Below are 15,388 nucleotides of genomic sequence, written 5' to 3' on the forward strand. Positions count from 1 at the left end.
TTTTTAGTTATAATGAGGCACTACACTTAAAATCTCCTCAAAAAATCTATTGGTCTCATCTTTAACTGCACCCAAATCCTTTGAGGTTATGGAAGACGTTATTACGTGTTCGCCAACTTCTGGGAACGCAGCCTTTTGCTTAAGACCTTCAGGAGTGCCAAGTTGGTCGTACATCTGCAACATGGCCGGTACGGAGACTACATTATCCTGTATGGAATCGTTTTTATAAAAATACCCTAAAAACAAAGGTTGGGTCACCTTTTCAAAGGTCTCTGGTTGCATCGTATTATCCACCAAAGCCTGTAGGTGCGTCAAAGCTTCCACCCTATATTTTGGGGTCCAGTATTTCTTTTCCTCTTCGGTGGATTCGGGTTCATGATAATTGCCCTGTTTTACCAATCTTGCCAGTTGCAGCCCCCAAGGACCTGCCAACAGTTTTGCATTTGGGTCATAAATTTCTATGTTGGGGGAATACAGAAGTAGTCCAACAACATCGGTATCACCTCCAGCTAAGTGTAGTGCCAATGTACCTCCGGTCGAAGTTGCCATAATAATGACCTTATCCCCCAATTGTTTTGCTATGGCAATGGCTTCCTTTGCAGAATCCATCAATTCGTTTGCCGTTAAGTCCAACATCGCTTCTTCTTCATCCAGTCCATGTCCCGCCAGACGGGGGAGATATAAATTACAGCCATAGCGTTTGGCCGTTTCAACATGCAACGGATGCCCTTCCATGCGGCTGGCGGACCAACCGTGTAAGTACACAATACTGTATTCGGTCTTTTTTGGTATGCTATCGAACCAAACGATTTTTGCATCGTTATCCGGTTTTAAATTTGCTATGGATGCTTCCCTTTCCGTAATCAATTCTTCCAATTCCATTAGATCCGAAGTTACTTCGGGCAACGTTTTATCCATATCGGGAACCGCTACCTTAGGTCCAAAGAAATAAACCAATCCTAAAATAACAATTAACAACAGTATTCCTTTTGCAATCTTAAAGAACAGTTTCATCTTAAATCGTTTTGGTTTATCGGTATACTTACAAAAGCTTTTTACGGAATACTATAAATATACTATTTTAGACCGCTGTACATTAACTATTTATGCCAAAACTGAAAACGCTGTTAAAAAACCTAGGGCCGGGATTGCTCTTTGCCAGCATGGCCATTGGAACATCCCACTTGGTACTTTCAACAAAAGCAGGGGCACAGTATGGCTGGGTAATGGTCATCCCCATAGTTTTGGCAAACTTATTTAAATATCCTTTTTTTGAGTTTGGAATACGCTATACCTCGGTTACGGGAAAAAGTTTGATCGAAGGTTATCTGAACCTTGGTAAAAAGTATTTATGGGTCTATGCTTTTGTGACCCTTATATCCACTTTTACAATTTTAGCGGCATTGTATGTAGTGACGGCAGGGCTCTTTATTAATCTGTTCAGTGTTTCATTTATTGGTGTTAACAGTATTGCTTTAGCACTGTTTATCTTTATTAGTGCAGTACTCATCATTGGAAAATACCGATTTTTGGAAAACTCTTTAAAAGCCGTTATTTCCATTCTGTTCATTGCACTGGTAATTACCACAGCTTTGGTGTTGTACAAAGGACAGGTACCCGGTGCAGAAACGTACCAAAGACCTGTAATCTTTAATGAAGTTGGTATTCTTTTTTTGATTGGATTGATGGGTTGGATGCCCACGGCTGTTGAAGCTTCAGGTTGGGTAAGCCTTTGGAGCATGGAAAACGTAAAATCAATGAAAGAAAAGCCATCCTTGAAGCTGGCGCTACAGGAATTCAACTTAGGTTATTTTCTGACCGCACTACTTGCCATCTTCTTCCTCATCATTGGTTGGATGACCCTTTATGGTACAGGAACAGAATTGAGTGGAAGCGCCGTAGTCTTCGCAGATCAGGTAGTAAGCCTTTTTACGGTACATATTGGAAATTGGGCCTATTTTTTAATTGCCATCGCCGCGTTCGCTACCATGTTCAGTACGTGCATGACGGCACATGATGCAGTTTCACGTGTTAGCATCGACGTGTTGCAAAAACTCTTTCCCCAAAAAGATTATTTGTTGAAGAAGCATGTTTTTGCCATCGCAGTGCTGCTTATGGCTATCATTAATTGGATGGTAATCGTTCTATTTGGTGGTAATATGGCAAATCTGGTAGCCTTGGCTACTTTTGTTTCTTTTGTAATGGCGCCCCTAATTGGATGGATGAATCTCAAAACCGTATTAGGAAACGATATTCCAGCGGTAAATAAACCAAAAGTTGGTCTGCGGATTTTAACCTATCTGGGTATCTTTTTCCTTTCCTTTTTTGCGCTCTACTATTTTTGGATGGTCATCCGCTAATCAAAAAGAAGATTGTCGTTCAAGACCACTATCAAGGATCGTTGGTTTTGCTGATGGAGCATTTCCAAACAATAGACGCCATTGGTACAATTGTTCAAAATTTTATTTTCCCCATACCCTACGGAATACAAAATATTGGATTCTGGAACGCCGTTTTTGAGCAAGTAGCTCTTTATAGTATCCGACCTTTTTTGCGTCAACCTAAAGTTAGTACTACTTCCTCCCCTACTGTCCGTATAGGTTTCTACCCTCAACTGTGCATTGGGGAAGCTTTCAACAAACGAAACTACTTTATCAAGTTCGGTTTCAATCTCTGGCGTAAGCTGGGTCGAATTTCTACTAAAAAAGAATTTTTTAAGTTTTACTACGGTTTGGTTTTCTTTTTCTTCCACTAAATCATCGTACTCGGCAATTTCAATGGTATGACTGGAGTTTTCCATCGATTCCAATACTTTTTCCGAAAATTGCTTACTATAGGTAGCGTAACGCCCTTTTGTAGATTCCAACGTCACTTCTTTTTCCCATGGAATTTCCAATCTATAGTTCCCGTCACTGTCGGAATATGTTTCTGCCAATAATCCGCCATTCAAATCCAATAGCCTTACTTCGGCATTTTCGACCATAGCAGCTCTATTGCCAGGTTCTTTTACTACTCCTTTGAACACCAATGTTCTAAGACCCGGTCTTTCATCCACCTTAAATCCATACAGATCATCTTTACCTTTTCCACCGGTTCTGTTCGATGAAAAATAGCCCAGTAAACCCTCTCCATCGTTTCTCATGATAAAACCAAAATCATCTTCAGGAGAATTGATGCCCTCACCCAAGTTTACGGGTATACTGAACGTATCTTCTTCCATATTGGATTTATAAACATCCATGCCGCCAAGACCATAAAAAACATCGGAAGAAAAATAGAAACTGTTCTCAAAAACAAATGGGGCAATTTCATTGCCTGGCGAGTTGATTCTTGGGCCCAGGTTTATGGGTGCGGACATAATCTGTCCTCGATTGGTATACACATAGTAAATATCCGTACCGCCATAACCATCTTCAAAATTTGCCGAAAAATAGAGTCGCTGACTAACTTCATCATAAAACGGATAATAAAAAGACGTGCTTAAATCCTTCAGTAATAAACGAAAATTACCGTCCAAAGGCTGCATTCCTATTGCCAACGCATTCTTTCCATTTTTATCGAAAGACAATTTTCCATTATCTGTATTGGACAATACATATAGAATGGCATTGAGTCCCTTTGAGTAATAGGGCGTTGCTTTATGATAATCCATTTCTGGAATTTCCGCCAAGGGTTTTGACCATGCGGAGATTTGACCATCTGGTTTTGCCTCGGCAGTAAAAATATTCAAGTAGCTCTCATAATCGGTTTTTGAATCTTGTGGCCTTCCGCTCGAAAACAATAATTTGTCACCGTAAAAAGAAGGTGAAAAATCCGAATAGGAACTGTTGGTCTTTAAATTGAATATTTTAAAATCCAGAGCAATATCCGCCTTGTTATCCTTAGCTAGGATTTGGGTATTAAATTCCAGATTTTCTAAAAACTCAGTGTCAAAATTAGGTGAAATCTTGGTGAAAAAATCGGTTGTTTTGGTCTTATCCCCAATTTTTGAAAGACTACGTATCAATTTATTAAGCTCATGGTTTCCGATTAAGGTATCTTTCTCATAAAGCTTAAGATATGCCTCTGAAGCTTTTTCAAAATTGTCGGTTTTAAAGTAAGCATCCGCCAGATTCAAGAATTGCTGCTCCGTAAGTGTTCCTTTTTGCAAATCTTCTTCATACGCGATTACTGCCTGTTTGTAATTATATTGAAAAAAATAAGCATCTCCCTTGGATTTCTTTGCTTGGGCATAACCAATGGCCATTCCAAAAATGGAAGACAATAGTAGAACGAATATGTTTCTTGCTTGTACCATGTTAGAAAAATCTTGGGGAATCTATCTGTTTTGGTTTTCCTTTTAATTTTTTATCCCTGTTCCCTTTGGAATTTCCACTGCCAAAACCACCCCTGCCAATATAAAATTTTAATATGGCTTCATGGGAACCACCGCTAAATTCACCAAGTGCATTTGTATTGTAATCGTATGAATATCCAATAAACAACCCATTGGATATTTGAAAACCGGCCAACCCACTGACAGCATTGTCAAAACGGTATGCAGCACCTATGGTGAGCGCATCAATAAACTGAAAATTTGCCGATATGTTAATATTCAACGGGGAATTTTGCAAGTAATTTAGCAAAAATGCAGGCTTGAACTTTGTCCTGTCCGATAACTGAAAAACATAACCTCCAATCAAGTTAAACTGTAGGTTATCCTCAACTATGGTGGCCACCTCATCATTGTACAAGCCATTGGTCAAAAAATTGGGGACCGAGATTCCTGTATACCAATCCTCTTCGTACAGAAAAAGACCTGCGCCAACAGTGGGATAAAAATTGCTTACATTTTCATTGCCCAGTACCGGATCTAAGGGGTTATTTACGGTTCCTTCGGAATAGTCAAGATTGAGTAAAGAACCGCCTGCTGCCATTCCAAAAGAAAGTTTGGTAATATCGGATATATTGATTTGGTAGGAATAGGACACATCTATAAAAGTTTGGTCGGATGGGCCTAACTGATCATTGACTACATTAAAACCCAGTCCCATTTTCTCGTTACCAAAAGGAATATTTGCCCCAAAGCGCATAGTAGTAGGTGCACCCGGAATATCGACCCATTGTACTCGGTAGAGGCCCGCAATTTCGGGAGATTCCACTGTGCCAACATAGGCAGGATTAAAACTACCAATGTTGTACATATACTGGGTATACTGAGGTTCTTTTTGAGCATGACCAACTGTAATGACTCCGAAAACCACCAGCAGAAAATGTATATATACGATAAGACCAATATTCTTTGGCATACTTAATTTATCTTACTATTTGAATCCAACCTTTTGTTACTTCAGAACCGTCCCTTAAATCGAGTAGGTAAAAATAGGTTCCCTTTGGCAGCTCACCGTTATCCCCTGTTCCGTCCCATGAGCTGTCGTACCTATCCATCTCGAATACACTATTGCCATAGCGGTCGAAAACTTCCAGTCTTGCATCTCCAAACTCGTTATTTGGGTCTACTAACTTTAAAGTATCATTAAATCCATCGCCATTGGGCGAGAATATATTACATAGTGTACCCGGTGTTTGGCAGGGGCTTGGAACCACTTCGATTGAAGCGCTTGCTTCGTTATTCGATTCATCAAAATCCAAAGGAAATGTTGATACAATTAATGTTGTATTGGTTAAAACACCCAAGGAAGTCAACGTTACCGATATTTCCAAGGTGATGATTTCTTCTGTAGTCAACTCATCAATCAACCATTCTCCGGTATCTGGGTCGTACGATCCCTTAGAAGCTGTATGGGATACATATTCGAATCCTTCACCCAGCACATCGTTCACTACAATATCAATGACCCTGTCCATAGTATTGTTTGTCAATGTAATCAAGAATGTTACATCATTACCCAACAGAATTCTTCCATCTCTTAAACCTACCGCTTCTTCATTGATTTCTTTAGTGATTGCCAAATCAATTGGGTCTGGGTTACAAGTAGGTGTCAAAAAGGGGTCGCAACTATCCAATGGATCAGAAGCCCTTTCAGGAACCAAAGGTGTACTGGGATCGTCTATAACCAAAACCTCTTCACCATCGGTAAGTCCGTCACCATCCGTATCAGGATTGCCCGGGTCTGTGCCCAAATCATTTTCTTCACTATCTGTAAGGCCATCTTTGTCCGTATCAAAAATACAATTGGTCACAAAAATTGTTACTTGAACACTAGTATTGGAACATGGCGCTTGGGCTCCATTCGTTGTATATTCAAAAACATAATCCCCGATGGGTAAGTTCTCGAAGTTTACTACATTTTCTGAACCTATGGACAAACTACCGGATGGGTCGGTTACAATACTCCATGAACCAGCATCTTCTCCCGTTAGTGTATCGTCCAAATCTATGACAGCGGGGTCGTCATTCCCCAAGGTATTACAGGCAATAGTATTTATGGGCGTACCAACAAAGGGTAACTGGTTTATTGTTGCTACTACCTCTACCCTTTCGGAAGGACATCCATTGGCAGTTGCTTCCACAAAAAATGATGTGGTTTCGGAAATGAACGGTGTCTCGAATGATGTTCCCGTACCAAGTATACTTCCTCCTGTTGAACTACTGTACCAATTCAAAAAGCTACTGGCACTTGCGGAAGCTTCCAAAAGCAATGTTCCAGCTCCACACCTTGAATCTTCCGTTGTACCAGTGACATTGGGCGTAGCGTTCTGGCTTAATGTCACTGTGAGCACTGGACTTGCACAATTGTTTGCAGCATCATAGAAAAATCCAAAATACGAAGCTGCTCCCGTAACGTTACTGCTTCTATGTGCCGCAGTGACCAAAGGGTCTGGATTGGTACTCCATGTAAGTACGCTACCAGCTGGTGCAACGGTACTGTTTACATAATCATTTAAATCCGCATTAATGGTATCACAAAAATCCGTAGGCTCGGAAGCATTTAAAACTGGAGCTGTATTACCTGCGTTACAGGCTATAGAACAGTCTATTACCGTAACAACCAAAACCGTAAATCGATTACCACATGGAAGTATGGCTCCAGAGGTAGCATATCTAAACCGATATTCCCCTAGCGGAAGTCCACTAAAATTCACAACATTTCCTGCGCCAATAACTGCACCGTCAAGAGAAATCCAACTACCTGGGTCTGCACCTGTTAATTGATTATCTAAATCTACACTACTTGGACCTCCTCCACCAGTACAAGCAGAAATATTGTTGGCAATTCCGGGAGAAGGTGTCGTATTGGCTATGAGCGTAACATTAAACGTGGGACTTGCACAATCGTTCAACTGATCATAGAAAAAACCAAAATAGGTGTCTTGCACAGATGTAAAACTAGTTTGGAGGTAATCATCCGTAACCGTTACATCTGGATTTGTACTCCATCGTAAATCGGAACCCGGTGGAATAGCACTATTGGTATAGTCATCGAGGTTTTGGACAAATGTGTCACAAAAAATAGTATCCACAGAACCATCCAATACCGGTGCCGTGTTACCTGCAACACAACTATCATCGTTGATTATGGTAACCGTAGCCGTATCGGATATATCAACTGTCAACACTGTATTCCCCAAATTCTCCATGGAAACAATCAAGGTTTCATCGGGTTCTTCTTTTGTATCAGGAATTGGAGTGACCGTAAAATTTACGGTTTCACCTGCAGTACCGTTAAAATTTAGGGTTCGGCCCGCAATGCCAATATAGTCGTTATCAGCTAGCGTAGCGGTTCCATCGGCAGTGGAAATCTGAACAGTAAAGCCTCCTTCCACCAAATTATCCAAAGTGGCTGTCAGCGTTATCGCACCCGCATCTTCTGGGCCATTTGCATCTGAAATGGTTACCGAAGCAGTATCATCACTAATTATGGTTATCGTATCACTACTGGGAGCACCAATGGTATAGCCCGTACCTTCGGCCAAGGTTATGGAAACCGTTTCGTTCGCTTCGAGCAGGGAATCGTCCACTGGAATTACTTCTATCGTTGCCGTTTGTGCCGTTGCAGGGATATCCACACTTCCGCTAAGTTCCAGAAAATCGGAACCTGAAGTCGCCGTACCACTTACCGTATAATTTACGGTAATTGTAGCACCACTGTTGTTTGGCGCATCTAGACTTACGGTGAAGGATGCCGACGTAGGGCCACTTTCTGTAGCGGTATCATCAGTTGCGACGATAATGGCTACTTGACCAAGTCCAACATTGAAACCAAACAGTGTAAAAATAAGTAAAGATAGTATCCCTTTACCATGGGTAGAGATAACAAAAGATGAGGTCTTTTTTAATACGGGCAACATTACCTATTTAGTGGTTTTCAGTTTCGTTCTTATCTCATTCTTTGGTAGGCTGTTTGGGAGGTGCCAATATTACTAAAATTCGAAGGAACGCCACAACTTTACAGCTAAAATCTAAGTTTCTTGGGTGAAATGCGCTTAGCCTGTTGAAAATTCAGTTTTATAACGATGCAGATGCAGTTTCTACTCCAGAATCTATCTTTCTCACCAAACCTTGAAGCACTTTTCCCGGACCTACTTCCGTAAAGGATTTTCCACCATCTTTTACCATTTGCTGCACACTTTGTGTCCATTTTACCGGAGCGGTCAATTGTGAAATCAAGTTTGTTTTTATTTCGTCTGAATTTGTGACTGCTATAGTTGTTACATTTTGATAAATAGGACAACTGGGAACATCAAATTTTGTTGCTTCGATAGCAGCTGCCAATTCTTCCCTTGCAGGTTCCATTAATGGTGAGTGAAAAGCCCCTCCAACAGGTAGCAATAACGCTCTTCGCGCTCCAGCTTCTTTTAACTTTTCACATGCCGCATTGACCGCCTCAATTTCTCCCGAAATTACTAATTGCCCTGGGCAGTTATAATTCGCAGGGACAACTATACCCGATGTTTCCTCACATATTTTTTCTACAACCTCATCATCCAGACCTAAAACTGCTGCCATAGTACTTTGTTGAACTTCACAAGCTTTTTGCATGGCCAAAGCACGTTTGGAAACTAATTTCAACCCATCTTCAAACGTTAGGGTTCCATTAGCTACCAAAGCCGAAAATTCCCCTAAAGAGTGTCCCGCAACCATATCTGGCTTAAAACTTTCACCAAGTACTTTGCTTAAAATTACTGAATGCAGAAAAATAGCGGGTTGGGTGACTTTTGTTTGCTTTAGGTCTTCCGGAGTGCCTTCGAACATGATGTCCGTAATCGAAAAATCCAAAATGTCATTCGCCCGCTCAAAAAGCTCTTGGGCTTGATTATGGTTTTCGTAAAGATCTAATCCCATTCCTACGAATTGGGCGCCTTGCCCAGGAAAAATATATGCGTTCATTAGTCGAGTTTTTAAGTGATGCGAAAATAGCGATATTTTGAATATTTGATTTCTCGGATATCTGGATTATTGGATGTCTCGATTTTTGGTATGTTGGATGGTTGGATTATTGGCATATTCGATAGCTTGATGCTTGGTTTTTCAACTCGATGTATTAAAACTTTGAGACTTCAAAACCCAAAATCCTATAAACAAAAACCATTACTCCTTAAACCAACCCGAATACGTTACATAGTTGTTCGCGATACGGTCAATTTCACCAGAGCTTAGTTCTGGGCTAATATCTTTTATTTTCTTTGCAGGCATTCCCGCATAAATACTACCGGCTTCAACATAGGTTCCTTTGGTGAGTACAGCTCCCGCAGCGATTATGGAGTTACTCTCCACAACGCAATCGTCCATAATGATGCTTCCCATCCCAATCAAGACATTATCTTTTACCGTACAACCATGCACCAATGCATTATGGCCTATGGAGACATTATTGCCGATTGTAGTTGGGGATTTTTGATAGGTACAATGTATCACGGCACCATCCTGAACGTTTACTTTATTGCCCATTTTGATGAAATGGACATCGCCCCTAATAACGGCATTGAACCAAACACTACATTGTTCTCCCATGGAAACTTCACCAACAATGGTCGCGTTTTCCGCAATAAAACAATCCTTACCAATCTCTGGGGATTTGCCCCTGACAGTTTTAATCAACATGTTTATTTATTTTTTATTGAAAGTACGACAGTAATGTTGCCTTTTTTGATGCGGAAACCGAAAGTTCTTTTCCATTGGATAAAACTACGCTTCCCCCTTTTCCCCTTTTATATTTTACCACTTCGCCCACGTTCACCAAATAGGATTTATGAATACGGGCAAAAGCATATTCGGTCAAGGCATCTTCAAAATATTTGAGTGTTTTGCTGACCACGATTTTCTTGTGCTCTAAATAAATTTCGGTATAATTATCATCTGCTTTGCAAAAGTAAATATCTCCAACATCCAAAACCTGAAATCCATCTTGTTGGGGCAATGTTATTTTCCCTTCTGTTTTTATCAACTTGGCTTTTAACACTTGTCCTTCAAGCGCATTTTCTTTCTCTTTGATTTCCTTGACATAATCAACAGCTTTTATCAATTCATCAATATTAATGGGCTTCATGAGATAGTAGGCCGCATGGTTGTTCAAGGCATCCATGGCATACTGGTTGTAAGCGGTAACAAAAACTGTTTCGAAAGTTCTATCGGGTACTTTATCCAATAGGTCAAAGGCATTTCCAAAAGGCATTTCGACATCCAAAAACACTAAATCCAGTTCGTGTTTTCGTATCAGTTCCAATCCTTCCGTAATGTTCGAAGCTTCCCCCAATAGTTGAACTCCATCGCAATACTTGGCAATATAGTTCCGAAGTATCTCCCTACTGTTCGCCTCATCCTCTACTATGATCGTCTTCAATTTCATTAATCCTTTTTAAGCTTTAGCGATACTTTTGTTCCCGTTCCATCTTCCAATAAATCTGAAATGGAGACATCAACTTTATTTTTGTACATATCATTTAGTATCTGAATCCGTTTTTTAATGTTTCCCATTCCTTTTGATTTTTGCTTCTTCTGATTCGACGTCTTTAAGGCTGCAGATTTTTTTCTTCCGATACCATTGTCCGTTATCGTAATGCTTAAAATACAATTGGCGATTTGGTCCACTTCAATTTTTAGAAATCCTTTTTCCTCTTTGTAACGCAGACCATGCCAAATTGCATTCTCAATATAAGGTTGAAGCAACATGGGCGGAATTTCAAAAGCGTCTACATCTATTTTTTTATCGATGTTGATTTCGAAATCAAACTTATCCGAAAAACGGGAATGTTCTAACTTAACATACAGTTCCAACAGGTCAAGTTCCTTTGAGAGCGGAATAAAATCTTCCTCAGAATTTTCCAGAACGCTTCGCATCAAAATCGAAAAATCACTCAAGAACCTATTTGCACTACGTTCGTCACTCTTGGCAATATAATTGTTGACCGAATTGAGTGCATTAAAAATAAAATGCGGGTTCATTTGGGTTCTCAGCGATTTAAGCGCCAAAAGATTATTGGCCAACTTTTGTTGTTTGCTGCTTCTATAAAAGAGAAACGTAGTTAGTGCCATCAACAATATTCCAAAAATCAAAGAATAAATGAGCCATTTTTGTCTTTTGCTCATCTCTTGAAAAAGCTGCTGTTCAGTTACCGCTAAACTATACTTACTTTGGGAAAGTTCACGCTCTTGCTCCAGACTGGAAATACGGTTTTGCTTTGTTGCAATCTCCCTATTGAACCTTGCCGCCCTAGAAATCTCTTGCTCTTTTCTTATATAAAGACTGTCCACTACGGCAACATAGTCTTGGTAAGATTCCAATGCTTTTGAAAAATCCCCTTTATAACGGTATACCTCTGACAGTTTTCTGGTGGCATCTTTCTGGACCACCAGGTCGTCTTCACTATCAGCTTCTACGATACTGCGCTCCAAATAGGGAATGGCCTCATCCAATTTGTCCTGCGCAATGTATGCGTTGGCAATTTTATAATTTATTTGCTGTGAGGTTATGGAATCTGAATTCTCCAATCCCTTATTTTCCTTCGCTACGGTCTGCCTTGGCAATTGCTGCAACTGACTCAAACTCTTTTTACGCAATTGTATTTCATCATCAAAACGGCTCTCTACGTTATAAAAGTCGGCCACTTTTTCATTTTCCTCAATCAACCTTTCGGGAGCAACTTTTTTTGATAGGCTTAAGGAATTATTATAAAAGCCTTCTGCTTCAACAAATTTGTCCTCACTTGCATAAGCATCGGCAATTTTGGAGTTTAAATCGATTATTTTAGGAGAGACCTGATTCTTTTGTGCTATCTGAAGACCTTCTTGATAAAAATCCACGGCCTTTTTTATTTGCGACAGTCCTTTATTGGCATCACCCAATCCCTCATAAAGTTCAATACGTTGGTATGGAACCATATTTTTTAAATCGAGCAAAAGGGAAAGGGTAGACGTTGCTTTTGAAAACTCACCGTTCAGAATATATGCCCTTCCCAACAACAAAGTTGTTTTTGTTGTTTTTTTCGCTGCCAGAGCGTCATTAAAATTGGTAATGGCCAGATCATATTGATTGTGGTAAAGATAAATTTCGCCAAGCGTGGTAAACGATTGTGCCAGTTCACCCTTATTGCCTCGTCGCTCCAACTGCGCTATGGACTGTGCAATAAAATCTATGCTTTTTTCTAAATCCTTGCTCTTATAAAAATTAGCGGAATCCAGAGCGCGTTGGTGGTTAAATGTACTTCTTGAGCCAAACCTACTCTTTTCTCTTGTTTGGTTTGAGACAGTATACCCTTCAACCAGTACATCAACATCCTCATCTGACCTTATGCGATGTTGAACGGTTTCAAATTCTATACTTTCAAAAATCAGTATATCCCCAATAGCGGCCCTAATGGTAAACTCACCAAAATTATTTGTCGTAGTGAAACTGCCTGCGCTCGTAGATACCTGTACATTGGCAATAGGAACAAAATTCTCCTTCCCTTTTACGGAACCTTTTATCTGCACGGGAGAACGCTCATTGTTTACCTGTGCAAAACCTGAATAAAATACAATCAGGAAAAAGAAAAGTATGTGCTTTGTTTTTATCATCTACGCTTTAATACCAAGGTAAACTTAGTACATCTAGGGCGTATTCAAAAATTAGTCTTTCATGAAAAACCGTTAAAAACCTTCTTATTTGCCCACTTTACAAAGTCATTTGTTCCACTTACTCATCATGGACCACGGTTCCCTCATTTCCAATTTTTATTGAACAAAGTCAGCAATACTTTTAAACCATCGAAATTCATAAAAGACATGAAAAAAGTTAAACAAAATAGGTTCTGGAAATTCACAATCGGTTTGACCATTGGATTTGTAATCCTACTCATTTCAAGGGTAATTTATGGATATACCAATAATGCAACACCACAAGAAGTTCACCATCCTATTATACTGGCGGAAAAGTCGTTTGAGTTTGATGGAAGGAAAAACTATGCTTCAATAAAGTATACAGCATCCAACCAGTCCCCATCTTCAAATTTGGACCAGAAGTATGAAAAAATTGCTACTGCAAGGGCCATTTCACATGAGTTTGACCAAGAGGAGAATCAAATCCGAAAACAAATCAAAAAACTTAATGGCTTAATTCAATTTGAGAACAAGAGCGGGAACGAGGGCTTTAGACGATTGGACCTATCCATAGGTGTTCCACCTGAAAACTTTGACCAATTATTTGAAAGCCTTATTAAAATTGGAAAAATCCAAGAAAAGGAAATAACCAAAAAAGACAAGACCAACGAATACAGGGAACTCAATGCAAAGAAATTATCGCTTGAGAAAATTAGGGCTTCGTTGGTAGATCTCAAATCCAAAAACGGAAAGATAAACGAGTACATGCTTTTGGAAAACAGGATTCTAGAAATTGAACAACAACTCCAAGAACTTGGCGTAAGCCTTGGGAATTTTGATGATGAGAATGAATTCTGTACCATCAAATTTACCATAAGTGAAAGCCCTATAATAAAAATTGGGTTCCTAAAACATATTACCAATGCGCTAAAATGGACAATAGAGACCTATTTAATGATAATGGCAGTTTTTGCCTTTATGTCCCTCTTCGCCTACTTGGGATTATTGATCATAGAAAAATTGAAAATCAAAGAATAATTAAAACGCTGAATCATGAAACATTTTAAACACCTAATGGGAATAATATTATTTACAATTGCAGTAGGAACTGCGTACAGTTGTAATCTAAAATCAAAAGAGAATATAGACAATAGCAATAAGGGAGAAACCGCATTACTTACTACAACGGTCTCTGAAAAACCTTCAAAACAATTTGTAAAAGTTGCTTTGTTGTTGGATACTAGCAATAGTATGGACGGTCTTATCAACCAGGCCAAAGCACAACTTTGGGATATTGTAAATGAATTCACTTATGCCAAATGCGGAAACGAGACAAGACCTTCGTTAGAGATAGCACTGTACGAATATGGGAACGACAACCTAGCCTCCAGCGAAGGGTATATTAGACAGGTTATTGGTTTTAGCAGTGATTTGGACGAAATCTCCGAAAAATTGTTTTCACTAACGACCAATGGTGGTGAGGAATTCTGTGGGCAAGTAATCCATACTTCCTTGAAACAGTTGAACTGGGGGAAAAATGCAGATGACCTGAAAATGATTTTTATTGCAGGTAACGAGCCCTTTACGCAAGGTAAGTTGAACTACAAGGATGCTACATCACAAGCAAAGGAAAAAGATGTTATCGTCAACACTATTTTCTGTGGTAACTATGAACAAGGCATCTCTACAAAATGGAAAAACGGTGCTACGCTTACTGGTGGTGAGTACATGGCCATTGACCATAATAAGCAAGTGGTGCACATAGATACACCTTATGACGATGTTATCATAAAATTGAACTCAAAATTGAACACAACCTATATTTCGTACGGTGCTTTGGGCAGTACAAAAAAAGCACAGCAATCCATGCAAGATTTAAATGCAGCAGAAATGGAAGAAGCAGTGGTGGTAAAACGTGCTGTAAGCAAAAGCTCCAGATTCTACGAAAATTCCTCTTGGGATTTAGTGGATGCCATTGAGGATGACAAATTTGAAATAGATGAGTTAAATGATAAGGATTTACCAAAAGAATTAAAAGGAAAATCCAAAAAGGAAATGACTGCATATTTGGAAGGAAAAAAAGCTGAACGTGTAAAAATCCAGAAGCAGATTCAGGATTTGAACAGAAAACGTGAAACATATATTGCCGAAAATCAGAAGGAAGAAACAGGAGAATTGGAAAATGCACTCTTGTCTGCAATTAAAACACAAGCTGCAAAGAAGAACTATAAGTGGGATTAAGGCTCTCCCAGAGCTGTCACGTGGACAGTTTTGGCCTCTCCAAAGGATAGGTAATTCTACGAATATAGCTCCAGTAAAAAATACGTTGCTTTTAAGTATGGTGTTGGGTTGTCGAAATGGGCCATTAGA

11 protein-coding genes are annotated in these 15,388 nt (G+C 39.6%); 3 read left to right on the forward strand and 8 right to left on the reverse strand.

Going from position 1 to position 15,388, the window contains the following annotated elements; translation table 11 throughout:
• Nucleotides 1-3: 3 nt before the first annotated feature.
• Complete coding sequence (locus tag LV716_RS03865; protein ID WP_163416469.1) at nt 4-1,014, reverse strand: carboxylesterase; 1,011 nt, start codon at nt 1,012-1,014, stop codon at nt 4-6.
• A gap of 92 nt (nt 1,015-1,106) precedes the next feature.
• On the opposite strand from LV716_RS03865, the gene LV716_RS03870 reads away from it, so the two are divergent.
• Complete coding sequence (locus LV716_RS03870; protein WP_163416470.1) at nt 1,107-2,360, forward strand: NRAMP family divalent metal transporter; 1,254 nt, start codon at nt 1,107-1,109, stop codon at nt 2,358-2,360.
• Here LV716_RS03870 and LV716_RS03875 read toward each other — a convergent pair.
• The 7 genes from LV716_RS03875 to LV716_RS03905 form a co-directional block, all read right to left on the reverse strand.
• A complete protein-coding gene (locus LV716_RS03875) occupies nt 2,357-4,297 on the reverse strand; it encodes an OmpA family protein (protein ID WP_163416471.1) in 1,941 nt (646 codons plus the stop codon). The genes LV716_RS03870 and LV716_RS03875 overlap by 4 nt on opposite strands.
• 1 nt (nt 4,298) lies before the next feature.
• The gene (locus tag LV716_RS03880; protein WP_163416472.1) at nt 4,299-5,288 is read right to left on the reverse strand and encodes a type IX secretion system membrane protein PorP/SprF; all 990 of its coding nucleotides are present in this window, start codon (nt 5,286-5,288) and stop codon (nt 4,299-4,301) included.
• Nucleotides 5,289-5,295: 7 nt separating this feature from the next.
• Nucleotides 5,296-8,292: a gliding motility-associated C-terminal domain-containing protein gene (locus tag LV716_RS03885; protein WP_163416473.1), complete on the reverse strand. Its 2,997-nt coding sequence runs from the start codon at nt 8,290-8,292 to the stop codon at nt 5,296-5,298.
• A gap of 157 nt (nt 8,293-8,449) precedes the next feature.
• Nucleotides 8,450-9,331 (reverse strand): ACP S-malonyltransferase, encoded by an 882-nt coding sequence (gene fabD / locus LV716_RS03890; protein ID WP_163416474.1) that lies wholly within the window; start codon nt 9,329-9,331, stop codon nt 8,450-8,452.
• A gap of 201 nt (nt 9,332-9,532) precedes the next feature.
• Nucleotides 9,533-10,045, reverse strand: coding sequence for a gamma carbonic anhydrase family protein (locus LV716_RS03895; RefSeq protein ID WP_163416475.1), 513 nt, complete (start codon nt 10,043-10,045; stop codon nt 9,533-9,535).
• 13 nt (nt 10,046-10,058) lie between these two features.
• Nucleotides 10,059-10,790 (reverse strand): LytTR family DNA-binding domain-containing protein, encoded by a 732-nt coding sequence (locus LV716_RS03900; RefSeq protein ID WP_163416476.1) that lies wholly within the window; start codon nt 10,788-10,790, stop codon nt 10,059-10,061.
• A complete protein-coding gene (locus LV716_RS03905) occupies nt 10,790-12,997 on the reverse strand; it encodes a histidine kinase (protein WP_163416477.1) in 2,208 nt (735 codons plus the stop codon). Before LV716_RS03905 ends, LV716_RS03900 begins: the two co-directional genes overlap by 1 nt.
• A gap of 207 nt (nt 12,998-13,204) precedes the next feature.
• Between LV716_RS03905 and LV716_RS03910 the strand changes: the two genes are divergently transcribed.
• Together LV716_RS03910 and LV716_RS03915 are read left to right on the forward strand one after the other, a co-directional pair.
• Nucleotides 13,205-14,056, forward strand: coding sequence for a DUF4349 domain-containing protein (locus LV716_RS03910; RefSeq protein ID WP_163416478.1), 852 nt, complete (start codon nt 13,205-13,207; stop codon nt 14,054-14,056).
• Between the two features lie 15 nt (nt 14,057-14,071).
• Nucleotides 14,072-15,259, forward strand: a complete 1,188-nt coding sequence (locus LV716_RS03915; protein WP_163416479.1) for a VWA domain-containing protein — start codon at nt 14,072-14,074, stop codon at nt 15,257-15,259.
• Nucleotides 15,260-15,388: the final 129 nt, after the last annotated feature.

The sequence above is a fragment of the Flagellimonas sp. HMM57 genome (assembly GCF_021390175.1).
Lineage (GTDB): Bacteria > Bacteroidota > Bacteroidia > Flavobacteriales > Flavobacteriaceae > Flagellimonas.

Bases quoted from the DNA above. Each gene is read 5' to 3' on its own strand.
- LV716_RS03865 (WP_163416469.1), bottom strand. From the start codon at position 1,014: ATGAAACTGTTCTTTAAGATTGCAAAAGGAATACTGTTGTTAATTGTT.
- LV716_RS03870 (WP_163416470.1), top strand. From the start codon at position 1,107: ATGCCAAAACTGAAAACGCTGTTAAAAAACCTAGGGCCGGGATTGCTC.
- LV716_RS03875 (WP_163416471.1), bottom strand. From the start codon at position 4,297: ATGGTACAAGCAAGAAACATATTCGTTCTACTATTGTCTTCCATTTTT.
- LV716_RS03880 (WP_163416472.1), bottom strand. From the start codon at position 5,288: ATGCCAAAGAATATTGGTCTTATCGTATATATACATTTTCTGCTGGTG.
- LV716_RS03885 (WP_163416473.1), bottom strand. From the start codon at position 8,292: ATGTTGCCCGTATTAAAAAAGACCTCATCTTTTGTTATCTCTACCCAT.
- fabD (WP_163416474.1), bottom strand. From the start codon at position 9,331: ATGAACGCATATATTTTTCCTGGGCAAGGCGCCCAATTCGTAGGAATG.
- LV716_RS03895 (WP_163416475.1), bottom strand. From the start codon at position 10,045: ATGTTGATTAAAACTGTCAGGGGCAAATCCCCAGAGATTGGTAAGGAT.
- LV716_RS03900 (WP_163416476.1), bottom strand. From the start codon at position 10,790: ATGAAATTGAAGACGATCATAGTAGAGGATGAGGCGAACAGTAGGGAG.
- LV716_RS03905 (WP_163416477.1), bottom strand. From the start codon at position 12,997: ATGATAAAAACAAAGCACATACTTTTCTTTTTCCTGATTGTATTTTAT.
- LV716_RS03910 (WP_163416478.1), top strand. From the start codon at position 13,205: ATGAAAAAAGTTAAACAAAATAGGTTCTGGAAATTCACAATCGGTTTG.
- LV716_RS03915 (WP_163416479.1), top strand. From the start codon at position 14,072: ATGAAACATTTTAAACACCTAATGGGAATAATATTATTTACAATTGCA.